The 13,896-nt window shown below is 61.7% G+C and carries 14 protein-coding genes; 11 read left to right on the top strand and 3 right to left on the bottom strand.

What is annotated here, in order from left to right:
* Positions 1-28: 28 nt before the first annotated feature.
* The 6 genes from JQ553_RS22320 to JQ553_RS22295 all read left to right on the top strand — a co-directional run bounded on the left by JQ553_RS22320 (position 29) and on the right by JQ553_RS22295 (position 5,430).
* Positions 29-991: an ABC transporter substrate-binding protein gene (locus JQ553_RS22320; RefSeq protein WP_212502165.1), complete on the top strand. Its 963-nt coding sequence runs from the start codon at positions 29-31 to the stop codon at positions 989-991.
* A 270-nt stretch (positions 992-1,261) separates the two neighbouring features.
* Positions 1,262-1,684 (top strand): phage tail tube protein, encoded by a 423-nt coding sequence (locus JQ553_RS22315; RefSeq protein ID WP_212502164.1) that lies wholly within the window; start codon positions 1,262-1,264, stop codon positions 1,682-1,684.
* A gap of 20 nt (positions 1,685-1,704) precedes the next feature.
* Positions 1,705-2,097 carry an HK97-gp10 family putative phage morphogenesis protein gene (locus tag JQ553_RS22310; protein WP_212502163.1) on the top strand — a complete coding sequence of 131 codons (393 nt, stop codon included), beginning with the start codon at positions 1,705-1,707 and terminating at the stop codon, positions 2,095-2,097.
* Between the two features lie 3 nt (positions 2,098-2,100).
* On the top strand, positions 2,101-2,574 hold the full coding sequence (locus JQ553_RS22305) for a gene transfer agent family protein (RefSeq protein WP_212502162.1): 474 nt from the start codon (positions 2,101-2,103) through the stop codon (positions 2,572-2,574).
* A gap of 106 nt (positions 2,575-2,680) precedes the next feature.
* Entirely contained in the window at positions 2,681-4,702 is a 2,022-nt protein-coding gene (locus tag JQ553_RS34600; RefSeq protein WP_249144511.1) for a hypothetical protein, read from the top strand.
* Positions 4,702-5,430 (top strand): hypothetical protein, encoded by a 729-nt coding sequence (locus JQ553_RS22295; protein WP_212502161.1) that lies wholly within the window; start codon positions 4,702-4,704, stop codon positions 5,428-5,430. The genes JQ553_RS34600 and JQ553_RS22295 overlap by 1 nt, the downstream gene beginning before the upstream one ends.
* Before the next feature lie 121 nt (positions 5,431-5,551).
* On the opposite strand, the gene JQ553_RS22290 is transcribed toward JQ553_RS22295, so the two are convergent.
* Complete coding sequence (locus JQ553_RS22290) at positions 5,552-6,802, bottom strand: hypothetical protein (RefSeq protein ID WP_212502160.1); 1,251 nt, start codon at positions 6,800-6,802, stop codon at positions 5,552-5,554.
* A 191-nt stretch (positions 6,803-6,993) separates the two neighbouring features.
* On the opposite strand from JQ553_RS22290, the gene JQ553_RS22285 reads away from it, so the two are divergent.
* The 5 genes from JQ553_RS22285 (at position 6,994) to JQ553_RS22265 (ending at position 12,851) form a co-directional block, all read left to right on the top strand.
* On the top strand, positions 6,994-7,602 hold the full coding sequence (locus JQ553_RS22285; protein ID WP_212502159.1) for a hypothetical protein: 609 nt from the start codon (positions 6,994-6,996) through the stop codon (positions 7,600-7,602).
* Complete coding sequence (locus tag JQ553_RS22280) at positions 7,584-8,024, top strand: DUF6950 family protein (protein WP_312015185.1); 441 nt, start codon at positions 7,584-7,586, stop codon at positions 8,022-8,024. Before JQ553_RS22285 ends, JQ553_RS22280 begins: the two co-directional genes overlap by 19 nt.
* The gene (locus JQ553_RS22275) at positions 8,017-9,498 is read left to right on the top strand and encodes a hypothetical protein (protein WP_212502158.1); all 1,482 of its coding nucleotides are present in this window, start codon (positions 8,017-8,019) and stop codon (positions 9,496-9,498) included. The genes JQ553_RS22280 and JQ553_RS22275 overlap by 8 nt, the downstream gene beginning before the upstream one ends.
* A 53-nt stretch (positions 9,499-9,551) precedes the next feature.
* On the top strand, positions 9,552-11,756 hold the full coding sequence (locus tag JQ553_RS22270; protein ID WP_212502157.1) for an SGNH/GDSL hydrolase family protein: 2,205 nt from the start codon (positions 9,552-9,554) through the stop codon (positions 11,754-11,756).
* 426 nt (positions 11,757-12,182) lie between these two features.
* Entirely contained in the window at positions 12,183-12,851 is a 669-nt protein-coding gene (locus tag JQ553_RS22265) for a hypothetical protein (protein ID WP_212502156.1), read from the top strand.
* Between the two features lie 126 nt (positions 12,852-12,977).
* Here the strand turns inward: JQ553_RS22265 and JQ553_RS34595 are convergent, their stop codons facing one another.
* Positions 12,978-13,238 carry a hypothetical protein gene (locus JQ553_RS34595; RefSeq protein ID WP_249144510.1) on the bottom strand — a complete coding sequence of 87 codons (261 nt, stop codon included), beginning with the start codon at positions 13,236-13,238 and terminating at the stop codon, positions 12,978-12,980.
* A gap of 160 nt (positions 13,239-13,398) precedes the next feature.
* Positions 13,399-13,866 carry a hypothetical protein gene (locus JQ553_RS34590; protein WP_249144509.1) on the bottom strand — a complete coding sequence of 156 codons (468 nt, stop codon included), beginning with the start codon at positions 13,864-13,866 and terminating at the stop codon, positions 13,399-13,401.
* Positions 13,867-13,896: the final 30 nt, after the last annotated feature.

Raw genomic sequence — 13,896 nt, 5'->3', positions numbered from 1 at the left:
GAGCAAAGCCGCAAAGGAGAATTCCGCTATGAGGCTGGCGTCGTTAATTTGCGCGGTGCTTATGGTGCTTTCAGCCTCGTGCGCAGAGGCCGCGGAACGGGTTTGGCGCTTGGGTCTGCTCACGCTTCCCGGGACTGCTGGCAGTAACGCTTTCGCTTCCATCATGCTGCCCTACTTGGCGACCCGCGGCTTCGTCGAAGGCCGCAATCTCATTGTTGATTTTCGCGCGGGTCCGGAGGGGCAAATGCCGGCGCTGGCGCAGGCGCTGGTTGGCGACAAACCCGATGTCATTGTTGCCTCTTCCGATTGGCCGCTCCACGCTGCTCTCTCAGTAACGAAAACAATTCCGATTGTCGCCGCACCGATGGGGACGGACCCAGTGGTCGCCGGTGTTGCCGAGAGTTGGGCGCGTCCGGGCGGCAACGTTACCGGGGTTTGTCTAATTGCGCCGCGGCTCGAGGCCAAACGTCTGGCCTTGCTTCATGAAGCCTTGCCATCAGTGCGTCGCGTAGCGGTGATGGCCGCTCATCGCAAAATCGTGGAAGCTGGGTTTCCACCCTTGCGCAAGGCTGCTGCCGAGGCTGGGCTGGAACTAATCGAAATCTGGGTAGAGAACCCGAACCAGTATGCAGACGCGTTTAAAGCGATGCGGGACCATGGCGCAGAAGCCCTCGTTATCGTGCCTCTCCCCGAGTTGCACCGTGATAGCGAAGTGCTCGCTGCGCTCGCCGCAAAAGCCGGATTGCCGACCATTGGAGGGTTCCGAGAAAGTGCCGAACGCGGCCTGATGATTGGCTATGGTCCAAGTCTCGGCGAACTGGGCCGGCAGGCGGCAAGCTATGTGGAGCGCATATTCAATGGTGCCGCCGCTGGCGAGTTACCGTTTCAAGGACCCACTCGCTTTGACTTTGTCATCAATATGAAGACCGCCAAAGCGCTTGGCGTCACGATCCCGCCGTCAGTCCTCGTGAGCGCCGAAGCCATCGACTGATAGTCTCCGATTGGCCCCTAGCCGAAATGGCGACTGAGGCCGAATGTGTCCGCTAGTAGGTGTAAACCAGACCATGGCTAGGAAAGTCCGTAACGCCGGCCCTTTGACCCCAATTTTTAGACCCTCTGGTGAGATTCGCGATCGCGCCGCGATCCCGTGATGCGGCGGATATGACCTCAGACGCGCCCTGAGGCACGTCGCCGGTTTATGCGTACCCGCCATAGTGCGCGGTTTCTGATCCCCCACAATCTCTCGAAAGAAGGAGCGGCTATGAGCAAGGCCTCGACCCTGCGTTTTTCTCAGTTCCTGGTGGAAATCGGCGACGGCGCGACGCCGGAAGTGTTCATGGCGCCGTGCGGCCTCAACTCGCGCAGCTTCAACCGCACGGCTGCGACCAACGAAACCAACGTGCCGGATTGCGACGATCCCGATGCGCCGTCGTGGCTGGAACGCGATGTCGTCTCGCTGTCCTCGTCGATCGCCGGCGCCGGCGTCGTCGCGGACGAGGATTTCGACAAGTGGAATGCGTGGTTCGAGGCGGCCTCCACCAGGAATATCCGCATCAAGCTCGGGACTCGCGGTTGGATCGGGCCGTTCAAGTGCACCAAGCTCAACGTAACGGGCAATCGCGGCAGCCGCGTTACTTTCGACGTATCGCTCGACAGCGACGGCGAAACGGTCCTGCAGTCATAAACAGCGGGCAATTATTCACGATGGCTGGTCCTGACGACGGCGTCCAGAGCTGGTTCGACGGCCTGTCCTACAAGACCAAGAGGCAGCTCGTGCGCGATCTCAAGGATATCGCGGAGGGCCTCCGCCAGGACATTGACAGTGCTGCGCCGGAGAAGTCCGGCAAGCTCAAGTCGACCATCACGGTTCGGCGCAAGCGGAATGATCTCGACCTCGAGGTCGTCGCCGGCGGCGATGCGACCACCAAAGAGCTGCGCGCCGGGTCCGGCGTGCAATACGACTATGCGCTGGCGAGCGAGTTCGGTACGGCGCATGAGCCGGCGCAACCGTGGTTCTATTCCACCTATCGCGCGCGTCGCGAGGACGTCCGGCAGCAGATCGAGGACGCTGTCGCCGATGCGATTTCCAGGGGTTGAGACATGAGCGCACCAGGCACCAGGTCGATCATCTGGGCCAACGGCGAGGATCAATTCTGCCTGTCAAAGGTCGGTTTGATCCTCGACCTCGAGGCCAAATGCGAGGCGGCGATCGCCGTCATTTTCAAGCGGATCGCCAATAAGGATTTCTATCTCAACGATCTGCGGGAGACGATCCGGCTCGGCCTGATCGGCGGCGGCATGACGCCGAAAGAGGCGATCGCCGCCGTCAACCTGCACGTCGACGAAAACCCGCACGGCCTGGCTCCGTCCGCGCTCGTCGCCTATGCGGTGCTCGAGGCGGTCCTGGTCGGGGTGCCCGACGATCCTGTGGGAAAAGCGAAGCCGGCGGCGGACAAGACGGCCGGCAGCTCTATCACGACGACGGACGCCTCCGCCGCTCCGAAATCATCGGCATCGGCGCCGGCCTCGGCTGGCCGCCGCGCGTCACGGAAGAATGCTCTCTCTGGGAGCTAGTGGCCGCGATCGATGGCCATAACCGCGTCCAGGGCGGCGAGGCTGAGAGGCTGAAACCGCCGACCGACGAAGAATTCGACGAATTGCTCGAACAAAGCCTGCACTGATGCCCGCGCCTGCACTCCGCATCCCGCTTTCGCTGTCGATGGATGATTTCGAGAAGAACATCCAAAGCGCGAAATCGCTCACATCCGACGCGACGCAGTTTATCGTCAAGAAGTTCATTGACATGAACGCGACCGTTATTGCCTCGGGCGGCGCCGCCGGCCAGGCGGTGCTGGGCTATCGCGCGCTGCTCGGCGTGCTCGGTCCGCTGTCGCTCGCGGTCACCGGCGTCGCAGCCGTGTTCCAGGTGATGGGCTACGCGACCGAGCTCGCCAAGCAGAAGATCGAGGAGTTCAACGAGCTCGCGAAAAGCGCCGCCAGCGCGAATGTCTCGACCGACTTCTTCCAACGCGTCTCGAAGGCGGCCGAGCAGCTCAAGGTCGACGTCGACGACGTCACGGATGCGCTGTCGCGGTTCAATGATGCCTCAAAGGACAAGCTCGGCGGCAGCGACCTGTCGCGGCGGATCGAGCAGCTGTCGGACTTTGGCAATCTCAAGGGAAACAGCGGCGTTGGCGCTGTTGCCGGCGCGTCCGATACCGAGGCCAAGCTGCGAGCGACCGTAGACCTCATCAACCAGGCGCTGGACAGCGGCCAGCGCCTGGCCGCGCTCGACCTGGCGGAGAAGGCGTTCGGGCCGGGGATCGCGGAGAATCTGCGCCAGGACTCCGGTTTCCTGACGGAGATGCTGGCGACTGCCGACAGGATCAGGCAGCAGGACATCATCTCGCAGGAACAGATCGGCCAGGCGATCGAGCTGAAAGACCGGCTGGACGAGGCGCAGAAGGTCCTGGCGGAGAAGTTCAAGCCGATCCAGGACGATCTCGCGCAGCTCGGCGTCAACTATCAGGCGAGCTGGGTGGATATCGTCCAGGTGCTGGCGCAGGCCGTCACCTATGCGAACGATCTGTATGCGGCCTTGAAGCGCATTCCCGAGATCTTCGCCGATCTCGGCAATTCGTCGGCTTGGAAAACGCTGACCGAGATCTCCGGCCGGCTCGGGCTCAACTCCGACCCGCACAGCCTCGGCCTGACCCTGCCGGGTGAAGCCGGCTTTGCGACAAATGATGCGCTCGCCGGCGCGCTGCGCAATCCGAACAATGTCCGGCGCGCCATGCAGCAGGCGATCGACGTGCAGACCGCCGTCCGCGGCGACACGTCGAAGGCGCAGCCGAAGGAGGAGGACGACAGCCGAGATCAGTTCGAGATCGCGATCGACCAGATCAACAAGCACATTGCGACATTGAATGCCGACACGGCGGCCGTGTTCCAGAACAATGCCGCGCGACAGCAGCTCCGCGCGGAATTTCAGGCGCTGACGGCGATCATGCGCGACGATGGCGAGGTGACGCAGCAGCAGATCGACGCTTACGAGAAACTGCGCGCCAGCATGTCGGCGCAGCAGGCGCTCGAGGCGGCCGGCATCTCGCTCACAAGGGAGCATGAGGCGGCGTTCCTGGCCGCATCCAACGGCATCAGGCAGGCGGCGCAGGCCTATGATACGGCGCGCGACTCCTTGACCAAGATCAACAGCGCCAGCGCAACCCTGGGCGGCGCGCTATCGACGGCATTTGCCGACGCGGTCGTCGAGGGCAAAAGCCTCAATGACGTGCTGTCGAGCCTGGTCAAGACGCTGGAGAAGGCCGGGATCAACTCGGTGTTTTCCTCGTTCTTCAACGCGCCGTCGTCCGGCGGCCTGTCTCCGTTTGCCTCGCTTCTCGGTGGTATCATTCCGGGCTTTGCCGACGGCACCGACTCCGCGCCTGGCGGTCTCGCCTGGGTTGGCGAGCGAGGTCCGGAGCTCGTCAACTTGCCGAAGGGCGCGCAGGTCATCCCGAACGCGCTCGCCAGGAGCATTCAGGGCGGCGACACCATTCAAAACACCTTCATGGTCGCGGGGGATGTCACGCCCGGCACCATCGAACGCCTGCAGGCGGCCGTCGTTGCTGCGCATCGCAAGGTCGACGGGCTGGCGAGGTCCGTGAGCTCGACGCAGCGGCTTTCCGCCACGGGGGTCGGCTGATGACGTCAGAGTTTCCGCGCGCGCTGCTGCGCGAGAAGAGCCACGGCTGGAACCTGGCCGGCGTGGCTGCCTCGCCCGGCATCAGCGCGCAGTCGGTTGCAACGTATGACAGGACGGACGGCGGTGGATTCTGGACCTGCCGCATGACCGACGTATCCCTGTCCGGGCAAGCGCGGTCAGGGTTGGCCGGTCGGCAGCGTCAGCGCGTATCGACGCTGCTCTGGCGCGCGATGCGGCAGATCTGCAATGGCGGCGTCAATCCGGTCATCGTGCCACGCAACGATGCTCCATTCCGTCCGTGGCCGCCGGGCTTTCTGCAATCGGTTGGTGTCGACGTTCCACATGGCGACGATACGATTTTCGATGACGGGTCCGGATACTACCAGCCGATTATCGACGTAAGGGCGGCGGCGGCGCCTCTGCGCGCCACGTCCATCGAGATCCTGATCAAGTTTGCAGGCCAGTTGATGGGCGGCGAGTCGTTCTCGATCCACCATCCGATGATGGACTGGCGGCTCTATGAGATCGCGACCGTCGACATGACGTCGGAAACCGGAGCAACGATCACTTTCAATCCGCCGCTTCGCGAAGCAATCGTTGACGACACGCAGCTCGAGTTCGACCGGCCGCGTTGCAAGATGCGGCTTGCGACACCGAATGCAATGGACCTTACCGTCGCGCCCTGGACGTTCAACTCGGCCAGCGTCGACTTCATCGAGTCGCCCTAGCGCGTTAGACGTCGGCTTTTGGGGTCTAAGCAGAAATTCTACGGTCAATCAGAGTATTGCCGGTTTTGACCCGAACCGGACATAGCCCGTCATCATCTTGTGCCGTCGCTTACATCATGCCCTAAGGAAAGAACACGATTGTCGCGTCGTCGGTGGTCTGCCCGACCTCTCTGAGGTCATGCTGAGGTGCCTGAGGAATTGCCGTCGATTGGCCGGGCAAGACGAGCATCGAATTCGGGGGTGAACCGGCAAGGTCAAGAAGAAGGCCCTCGAGTTGCCTAGCAAACTTGAGACCGACAGAGTAAATCAGGAGCTGTCTCCAGCGGTGTGGCGGTGGGAGGTCATGAAGGCCGCCTGCCCAAGGATCTGGAATATCGGTCGTGATCGAGAGTCCGGCCCATTGGATGGGACGCAACTTGCCAGGGCACCAAAACGAGTTTTCGGCAGTGATTGTTCCAACCGTGCTTCCGTATTCGATGTCGTCGATTTGGTAATCCCATCGAACGCGCAATGCGGTTCTCTCGTAGCCGCCCCAAGAGAATTGGGGGGCGCGCGTCAACGTCGCCGTGCCGTAAGCAGAAGCTGCCACCGCGCTTGCGAAGCACTGCTCTGCTGCTTGAGTGAGCCGCGCGGATGCGCTGAAGCGCCGGCCCGACGTGTTGAACTCGCGGCCGAGCAGGCTGCGTGCTTGACCCCGCAACGACTGCTCGTCGAGTTCGATCGGCAAATCGGCGTTCGGAGTCCACACCCGGGCGAAGCGCGCCATCCGGCCTTGCAGGTCGGGGCCGTCGAACAGGAACAGCTCGACGAAGGGACGCCAATTGTTAAGCCACACTTGGGATATCCGACGATCGATATGGCGCGACTGCAGCTCTTTTTCGGGCCACACGAATTCATCTTGCCAGGGATTCAGCCAGACGCCCGGATTGGCGCCCGGAAATATTACTTTAACGTCGGCGGGCGAAACAATGATGGCCGGATCCCTTAACCCGGCGGGCGCGGCGACATGCGGTTCGTAGTCGAGCGTCAGTTTGTAGGCGAAGTCTGGGCCGAGAATGAGGTCAGCGGCGTCCCGACCTTCTCGCCACAGAGCGAACTGCTCGAATACCGTGAAGAGTTCTTTACGCTGATCCATGGTACGGGCGTCTCGCGCCCGAGCGCCCAGAACCGCCAGAAACTCCGAGACCGAGGCAGACTTGCCAACAAGTGCCTGCACCCATTCCGGTGGGTCTCGGATGAGATCCCGGGGCATCGAAGTACTTTCTTGCGCAGAAGAAACGTAGCGGAAATATGCAACGCCATCGCGGTAGACCACCTCCGGATCGTGTTCACCGACGCTTTTGCTTTGCATGGCTTGATCCTCCACAAGCATTCTGCCGGTCCTCGTAGACGAGACTAGCACTGCGCATCGCCCAAGACTGTGAAATAAGGCACATAGCTGCCCGGACGGCGCGACGGCACGTCCACACATGGCCCTTCTCGGACCTCATGGAACGTCCTGCTTCTGCGCCGCTTTTGGGGGGCTAAGCGGACATCGCGGATTTAAGAGTGCACACCTAGATCATGTTCTCCTTCAATAATACCGAGCTGTCGGTCCTGGAATCCGGCATCACCAGCATCGGGATATTCTTCCGGCTCGATACTGTTCCGCCGGTTCGGCTCTGGCTTGGCTTTGGCAACATTGCGCCTGGTATCAACGTCCTCGATCCCGAGGGCGCGGTCTATGCCGGATTTGGCGCGCTTCGCGACATCCCGACGATCAACCAGCTGCTCAACGGGTCGGCCGAGCGCGTCGAATTCGCGCTGAGCGGCACCGATGCCGACATCCTGTCGCTGGTATCAGATGACGACGTGGAGCGGGTGAAAGGCAGGAGGGCGACCGTTGGTTTCGCTCTGATGGCCACGGATTGGTCGCTGCTCGGCCAGGTCCATTGGTGCGCGTTCTACGTGGCCGATTACCTCGAACTGGCGCAGCAGCCCTCAGACGCCACGCAGCAGATCGTTCGCACCGTCTCGCTCTCCTGCGGTTCGCGCTTCACCGGCCGCCGGCGGCCGTCTCTGTCCTACTTCTCCGACCAGGATCAACAGAGGCGCTTTCCGGGCGATCTGTTCTGCAGCCTCACCAAGCAATACGCCCACGGGTTCAACAAGCAGTGGCCGATCTTCTCCTGACCGCACTCGCCGACTACCTCGACGATGTAGCGGCGCGGCGGTTTGCCTTTGGGACGCTGGATTGCTGCACACTGATGGCCGATTGGCTGGTGCGGCTCGGATGGCCCGATCCAATGGCGGACCGACGCGGCACCTATGCGACCTTCCGGCAGTACCGCAGCGCCATCAGGCGCGAGGGGGGCCTCGTCCGGTCCTGCGCGACTCGTTTCGCTGCAATCGGTCTTGCCGAAACCGCCGAGCCACTACCGGGCGATGTCTGCCTGGTGCTCGCTCCGCTGACCGTGCGCAAGGGGAGGGCTGTCGTCGGCCCGACCGGCGCGATCTATCTGTCGACGGCCTTGCGTACGGTGGTGACTTCGGATTCGGGATTGGTGATGGCTGACCTGAAGGTTCTGCGCGCCTGGAGTGCTGGGCATGCCTGACGTGGTGGGCGAGCTCATCGTGACTGCGATCGTCGCGACGGGCGAGGGCGAGGGCGTGGCGGCGTTCGCCGAAGCCACCTATCTCGGCGTATCAGGCATTACCGTGATCGGCGGCGCCGCGATCCTGGGCGCGGCGATCGGCTTGCAACATGCGCTGAATAATCCGGAGGTGCCGAAGGCGGAGAACGGCGCCGTTCCGATCAAGCAGGCGATCCCGCCGCGCGTTCGCGGCTATTGGATCAATCGCCTGGCCGGATGCTATGTCCTGTTCCTGGCCGCCGGCGCCGACTCGCAGGATATGCTGGCGTTTCACAGCGGGCGGATCGAGGAGGTCCTGCAGATTTATCTGCACGACCAGCCGGTGGCGGTTTCGCCGGCGCCGACCCATGGCGCGGTTACGACTGTTGCCACGGTCGGTGCGGACCAGTTCCGCGGCGTTCAAATCCAGATCTTCTACGGTCTGGATTCGCAGAATTCCTCCGACATGCTCAATGCGGTCAATACCAGCGGCACATGGACGTCGGCTTATGCGGGCCGAGGCATCGCCTGCCTCGCGATGTATTGCGCGCAAGCGCCAGACCCTGAGACCTTCACCAAGCGTTTCCGGCAAGGCCTGCCACTGCCATCGGTCGTCGCGAAATGCGCGCCCGTGTTCGACCCGCGTGACGGGACCCAGTCGGCAGGCAATCCGCTCACATGGAAGGCGTCGCCCAACCCGGTGCTGCAGCTGATGGACTATCTGACGCTTGCAGATGGCGGCATGGGCGAGGACCGTGACATCCTCTTCCCCTCGGCGGTGGTCGAGCAATGGATGGCCGAGGCTAACCTCTGCAGCCAGGACGTTGGTGGACGGCTTCGCTATGCTTCGGCCGGCTGGTATCAGTTCGACAACTCGCCCGAGAGTGTCATCGGCAAGATCCTGTCGACCTGCGACGGCTGGTTGGCCGAGGCGGGGGACGGCACATTGGGGCTGACGGTCGGCGTCTATCGCGAGCCGACCGAGCCGCCGATCGCGCCGGCACACATTCTCGGCTGCAGCGTTCGGTTCGGCGTGCCCGACGAGGAGCAGGTCAGCCAGCTCGACGTCAGTTTTACCAATCCGCTGGCCGCCTACGTCTCCGACCAGATCGATTCCGTGCGCGACGAAGACGCAATTTCGCGCGCCGGTATCGTGCGGGCAAAGCCGCTTGACCTGACCTGGGTGCAGGACCCCGGCCAGGCGCTGATATTGGCCAGGCGCGCGCTGTTGCGCCTCAATCCGGAAGCATCGGGCACACTCGTGACGACGCGTTACGGCATGCGCTATCTCGGCCGCCGCTGGGTCAAGGTCCAGTTTCCGTCCTACGCGAAGCGCCTGGCGGGACGCACCTGCGTGATCGAAATCCAGGACAAGGCGCGGGTCGATCTGCTCGGCGGCCGCGTGACATTCAATTGGATCCTGGTCGATCCGGCGAAGCTGACGGCGCTGCAATAGCGCCTTGTTCCCCCATTTTTCCTTTCCAACGCACATCATCACAAGGACAAACCATGCTGACAGCGGCAGAGGTCTGGCGCGACAATGAGATTCCATCCGTTCCGGCGAGCGGGCCGCATCGGCCCCAGAAGTCGGATATTCGCGCCTGGGGTGCGATGCTCGAGGCGCTGACAAGCGGCGGGAATCCGGGGTTGGCCTATCCCGATGTTGCCGCGATCAACAACGATCTGGCTCATCCTGCCAACACGGCCGCGTTGGTCTACGCCGACTTGCTTCCGTCCAAAAATGGCCTCTATGTGAAGGCCGGAACGTCAGGTTCTGGCGCATGGACCCGCGTCGGGGATCTTCCGACCAGCGTCGTGCCGTTGACGGTGACTGGCGGCACCGGGAACGCGATCACGGCAGTCGCGCCTGAGACACCGAGCCAGCCGGCGCGCAAGCTCTACCTGCTGACGCCGGCGGCGAACAATACGGGCGCGGTCACGCTCGCCGTCAACGGCGGCGGTGCAATGCCGATCAAGAACGCGTTCGGCCTCGACCTCAGCGCAACCGCGCTGGTTAGTGGGTCGCAGGTCCTGATGGCGTGGTCGGTTGATCACTACCAGCTCCTGGTTTCGGCGCAGGTCGATGCAGATAGCATCCTGGCTGCTGCACTCGCGGCGGAGGCGGCGGCGCAAGGCTCTGCGACCGCGGCGGCTGCTGACGCAGCGGCGCTCGGCAACCAAGCGCATCAGTACGACACGCGCGCGCAGGCAATGGCGGCAGCCATTCCGGCCGGCGTCGGCATGTTGCAACTGTATGGCCGGGGAAGTCTCGGTGACAGCCAGCGAACCTCCTATATTCGGCTCGGCGGCGCGCCGGGTCCGGTGCGATCGTGGCACTTCCAGAATGCAGTTGACAGCTCGTGGTGGCAAATGCTGCCGAGCGGCTCCCATCAGTTCGAACAGTTTGGGGTGACTGGAGTCAGCGCCGCTAACAACCTCGCCGCAATTCAGGACGCAATTGATTTTGTGAAAGCCAATGGCGGCGGGTCAGTTACGGGTAAGCCGTCACAGCAGTATCGCGTCACATCCATGCCGACGATGGATCCAACTGTCACGATGGACATGCGGGGCGGCAGTATCATTCTAGATACATACACAATCACGACTATCGGGGACAGCATCACTGCTGGGAGTGGTGCAAGCGATTTCAACGGCACGATCAGCCCCGCAAAAGGGTTCGCGCCGTTGCTGGCTGCGCACTACGGCTGGTCGATCAACAACGTCGGCCGTTCCGGTAATGCCGTCGCCGATCAGGCCGATGAGTGCTTTGCGGTGACGCCTGGTTCCGGAAGCGTATACACCGTGTTTCTCGGTACCAATGATAAGATCGAAAATTCTTCCGAGAGCGCGAATCGGGAAGCAAATACCGGCGGCGGACACCTTGCCTTGCTTCTTCAACTTGCGACCAAGCAAGACAGCAACAAAATTCGCGGCGATGCGATGACTGTTCTCGCCGGCAGTTGGTCGTCCATTGGACCTTCAATCGACGCTCATGGCGTGTTTTCCTCAACAAACGGCTCCGTACTTGAGGCCGTTGTTACAGGCACTCATGTCGTCTTGGTCGGTTGGTGGAATCGAGTTCAGCCCGGCCAGTTCGACGTCAGCATCGATAAAAGGAACATCGGAAGTTTCAGTGCTCTTCCGTTCGGCAGCGAAAACCTGTCTATCGGACTTGATTTCGGGCCGTTCGCGTTGGTGTTTTCCGATCTTGCTATCGGAAAACACACAATCCGCATCGCCGTTTCGTCGGCCACGGGAGCGAATAATGTCGTGCGCATCAGCTTTGTCGCTGGATTGAGCGGTACGGTCGATCACACCAACCCGCTGGTGGCTGTCGGAAATCTTCACGAGTTTACCGACGCGGGAAACACCGCCCAAGGCGTCAGCTTCGGACGTAACGAACGCTTCAATAGCCTGATCATCTCCAATATAGCGATCTGCCAGAAACTCGGCTTGAACGTCGTTCCGGTCGAGATCTACGGCGGGATAAACGCAGCGGTCGATTGTCCATCGGATGGCGTTCATCCAAACGACGGAGGCCACGCGAAGTTGCGCGATTTGTTCATTACCGCGATCGATGGATCTTGGGGGTCATACCAGCGGCAGTACCCGTCAGAGTTCACAAAAGCGGCTTTCCTTCAGTTTCGCGGCCATCCCTACGTTCCGGGACGCACCAACGTGCAGATACTGGAATGGCGCTTCCGACCGAATTAGCCGAAAAATTGTCCGTGCAGTACTAGCGTTAAGGCTAGCGCGGCCAGGCCTGTAGTTACAATCAGCCATCGCGCCGTGCCCTCCATCGCCTCATCATCCGTCGGCTGGCGAGCGTGCCATTCCGGGGTGCCCTCGTCGGGGTCTGGGGGGGCCATATCGCGCGTCCTGATCTGCCGCCTGTTCAACCGTGCCGAGCGGCAAATCCGACACGTCGCCGCCCCGGCGGCAGCGGGTCCTCCTACACCTTTCGGCTGAAGACGTCTACCAGCGCTCGTATCGAGCGATTCCGGCTATTCGCTACGAAGAGCGGAAGAAACACAAAACCTCGTGATGCGGGGCTGAGCGGAGGCCGTCCAGGGCTGCAGCTCGCCCCTGACGTTTGCCCGGAGCACGTCGCGACCGGGCCTTTCCAGAAGGCAAACCACCATGATTCCGCATGTCATCATCGTCGGCGCCGACAAGGGCGGCGTCGGCAAGACCTTTTTGTCGCGTGCGCTGCTCGATTACTTACGCGATCGTCCCGGCCAGGTGCAGGATGCGCGCGCCTTCGACACCGAGGCGCCAGTCGGCATCCTCAAGCGGTTCTTTCCGCAGTTCGCCGAGATCGTCGACCTGACCAGGTCGGACGGCCAGATGCGGGTCTTCGATACGCTCAAGGCGGACCAGGTCACGGTCCTGGACGTCCGCGCCGGCCAGCTGACGCCGACGCTCGAGCTCCTCGGCGAGATCGGTTTCCTCGACAACGTCAAGGCAGGCAAGCTGCGCATTTCGATCCTGCACGTGATCGGCTCGACGCAGGCCTCGTTTGACGAGATCCGCGCGGTCGGTCGCCTGGTGGAGGGCGCGCGGCATGTGCTCGTCATCAATCGCGTGACCGATGCCGATTTCCTCGGGTTGCCGGCCGACGCGAAGGCCATGCCGGTCATCAATGTCGGCAAGCTGAATGATCGCGCCGCCGAGCTCGTCGACGGCGCCGGCGCCTCATTCACCGATTTCGCCCTGGATGAGGGCAGGTCGGCCGTGATGCGCGGCTATGTCCGGAGCTGGCTGAAGCGGGTTTTCACCGAGCTCGACGCGGGCAAGCTGATCGATTGATCGGCGCGCTTCCCTTTCCGTTTCACACATGGGGCAAGGCAAATGATCAACCTGCATGGAATCTCGCAGGCCTCGTTCGAATTGATCGTCGCGGCCGAGGTCAACAGGCGAAGCCTGATACAATCATCATTGTCGAGGCTTCCAGCCGTAGAGGCGGCCATCATTGTGCAATGATGGGGCATACTTCATGCGTTCGCGGGCGAAGATGTCGATTCGACCGGATCGGTCTAACTCCTCCAGCAGCTTGAAAAGCCGTGTCTGGTAGTCGACTGATTTGAGGTAAACCAGGCTGGCAAGATCCCGCGGGTCCGAAAGCCTTAGCATGTCAATAGCGGGCTCAATGTGAATGACCCGCGCCGGTCGCGATCTGATGATGTTCTCGATCACTTGATCTACCGCATAGGGTATCTGCTCGATGCAGAAGTGCGTGAGGACGGTAGCTCCTTCGAGTTCAGAAAAATGGGGATCTGCGGGATCCGTGAGGTCAATTCGGTCAAAGCTGATCCGATCACTTAAATCGGAATGGGCCGCAATCTTTCGGCCTGCTTCAAGGCGTGGCTGAAATGTCGAGGCCGCGAAGCCGTGTCCAGCGCGAGTTGAGACTCAGTGAAAATAGGTTGTGTCCGGCCCCTGCGGCTAGCTCGAGAAGGGATGTAGCATCACCGGCATGCTGCGTTATCAATTCCGAGAACGATTGATTGCGGTACCGATAATAATCCTTGGCCGAAACCCGAACGAAGCGATTATCCACCTTCGCAAGCCGCATGGTGGTGTTCTGGCCGGTCAGAAATGCGTCAAGGGAAGGACTGCGGAGCCATGTGCGCTCGTTGAGCAATCGGTCCCACGCTCCTGAATTGTACTCGGCATCAACAACGTTGTCCGTCCGCTTCACATTCTTTAGCGCCATGCGGAGAAGGCTGCGAGTGATGTCCTTTGCGCAGGCCAGCGACAAGTCAAAGGTTGATGCCGGCGTAAGATCGACGTCGAAGTCCATCAAGCGATTAGGATTAGGCATTCCGCATTCCAATTCCCAGCCGGTGTGTAC

Source organism: Bradyrhizobium lablabi, assembly GCF_018131005.1.
Classification (GTDB): domain Bacteria; phylum Pseudomonadota; class Alphaproteobacteria; order Rhizobiales; family Xanthobacteraceae; genus Bradyrhizobium; species Bradyrhizobium lablabi_D.
Note: the sequence above shows the minus strand (reverse complement) of the source record. Positions and strands in the feature narration are given on the sequence as shown.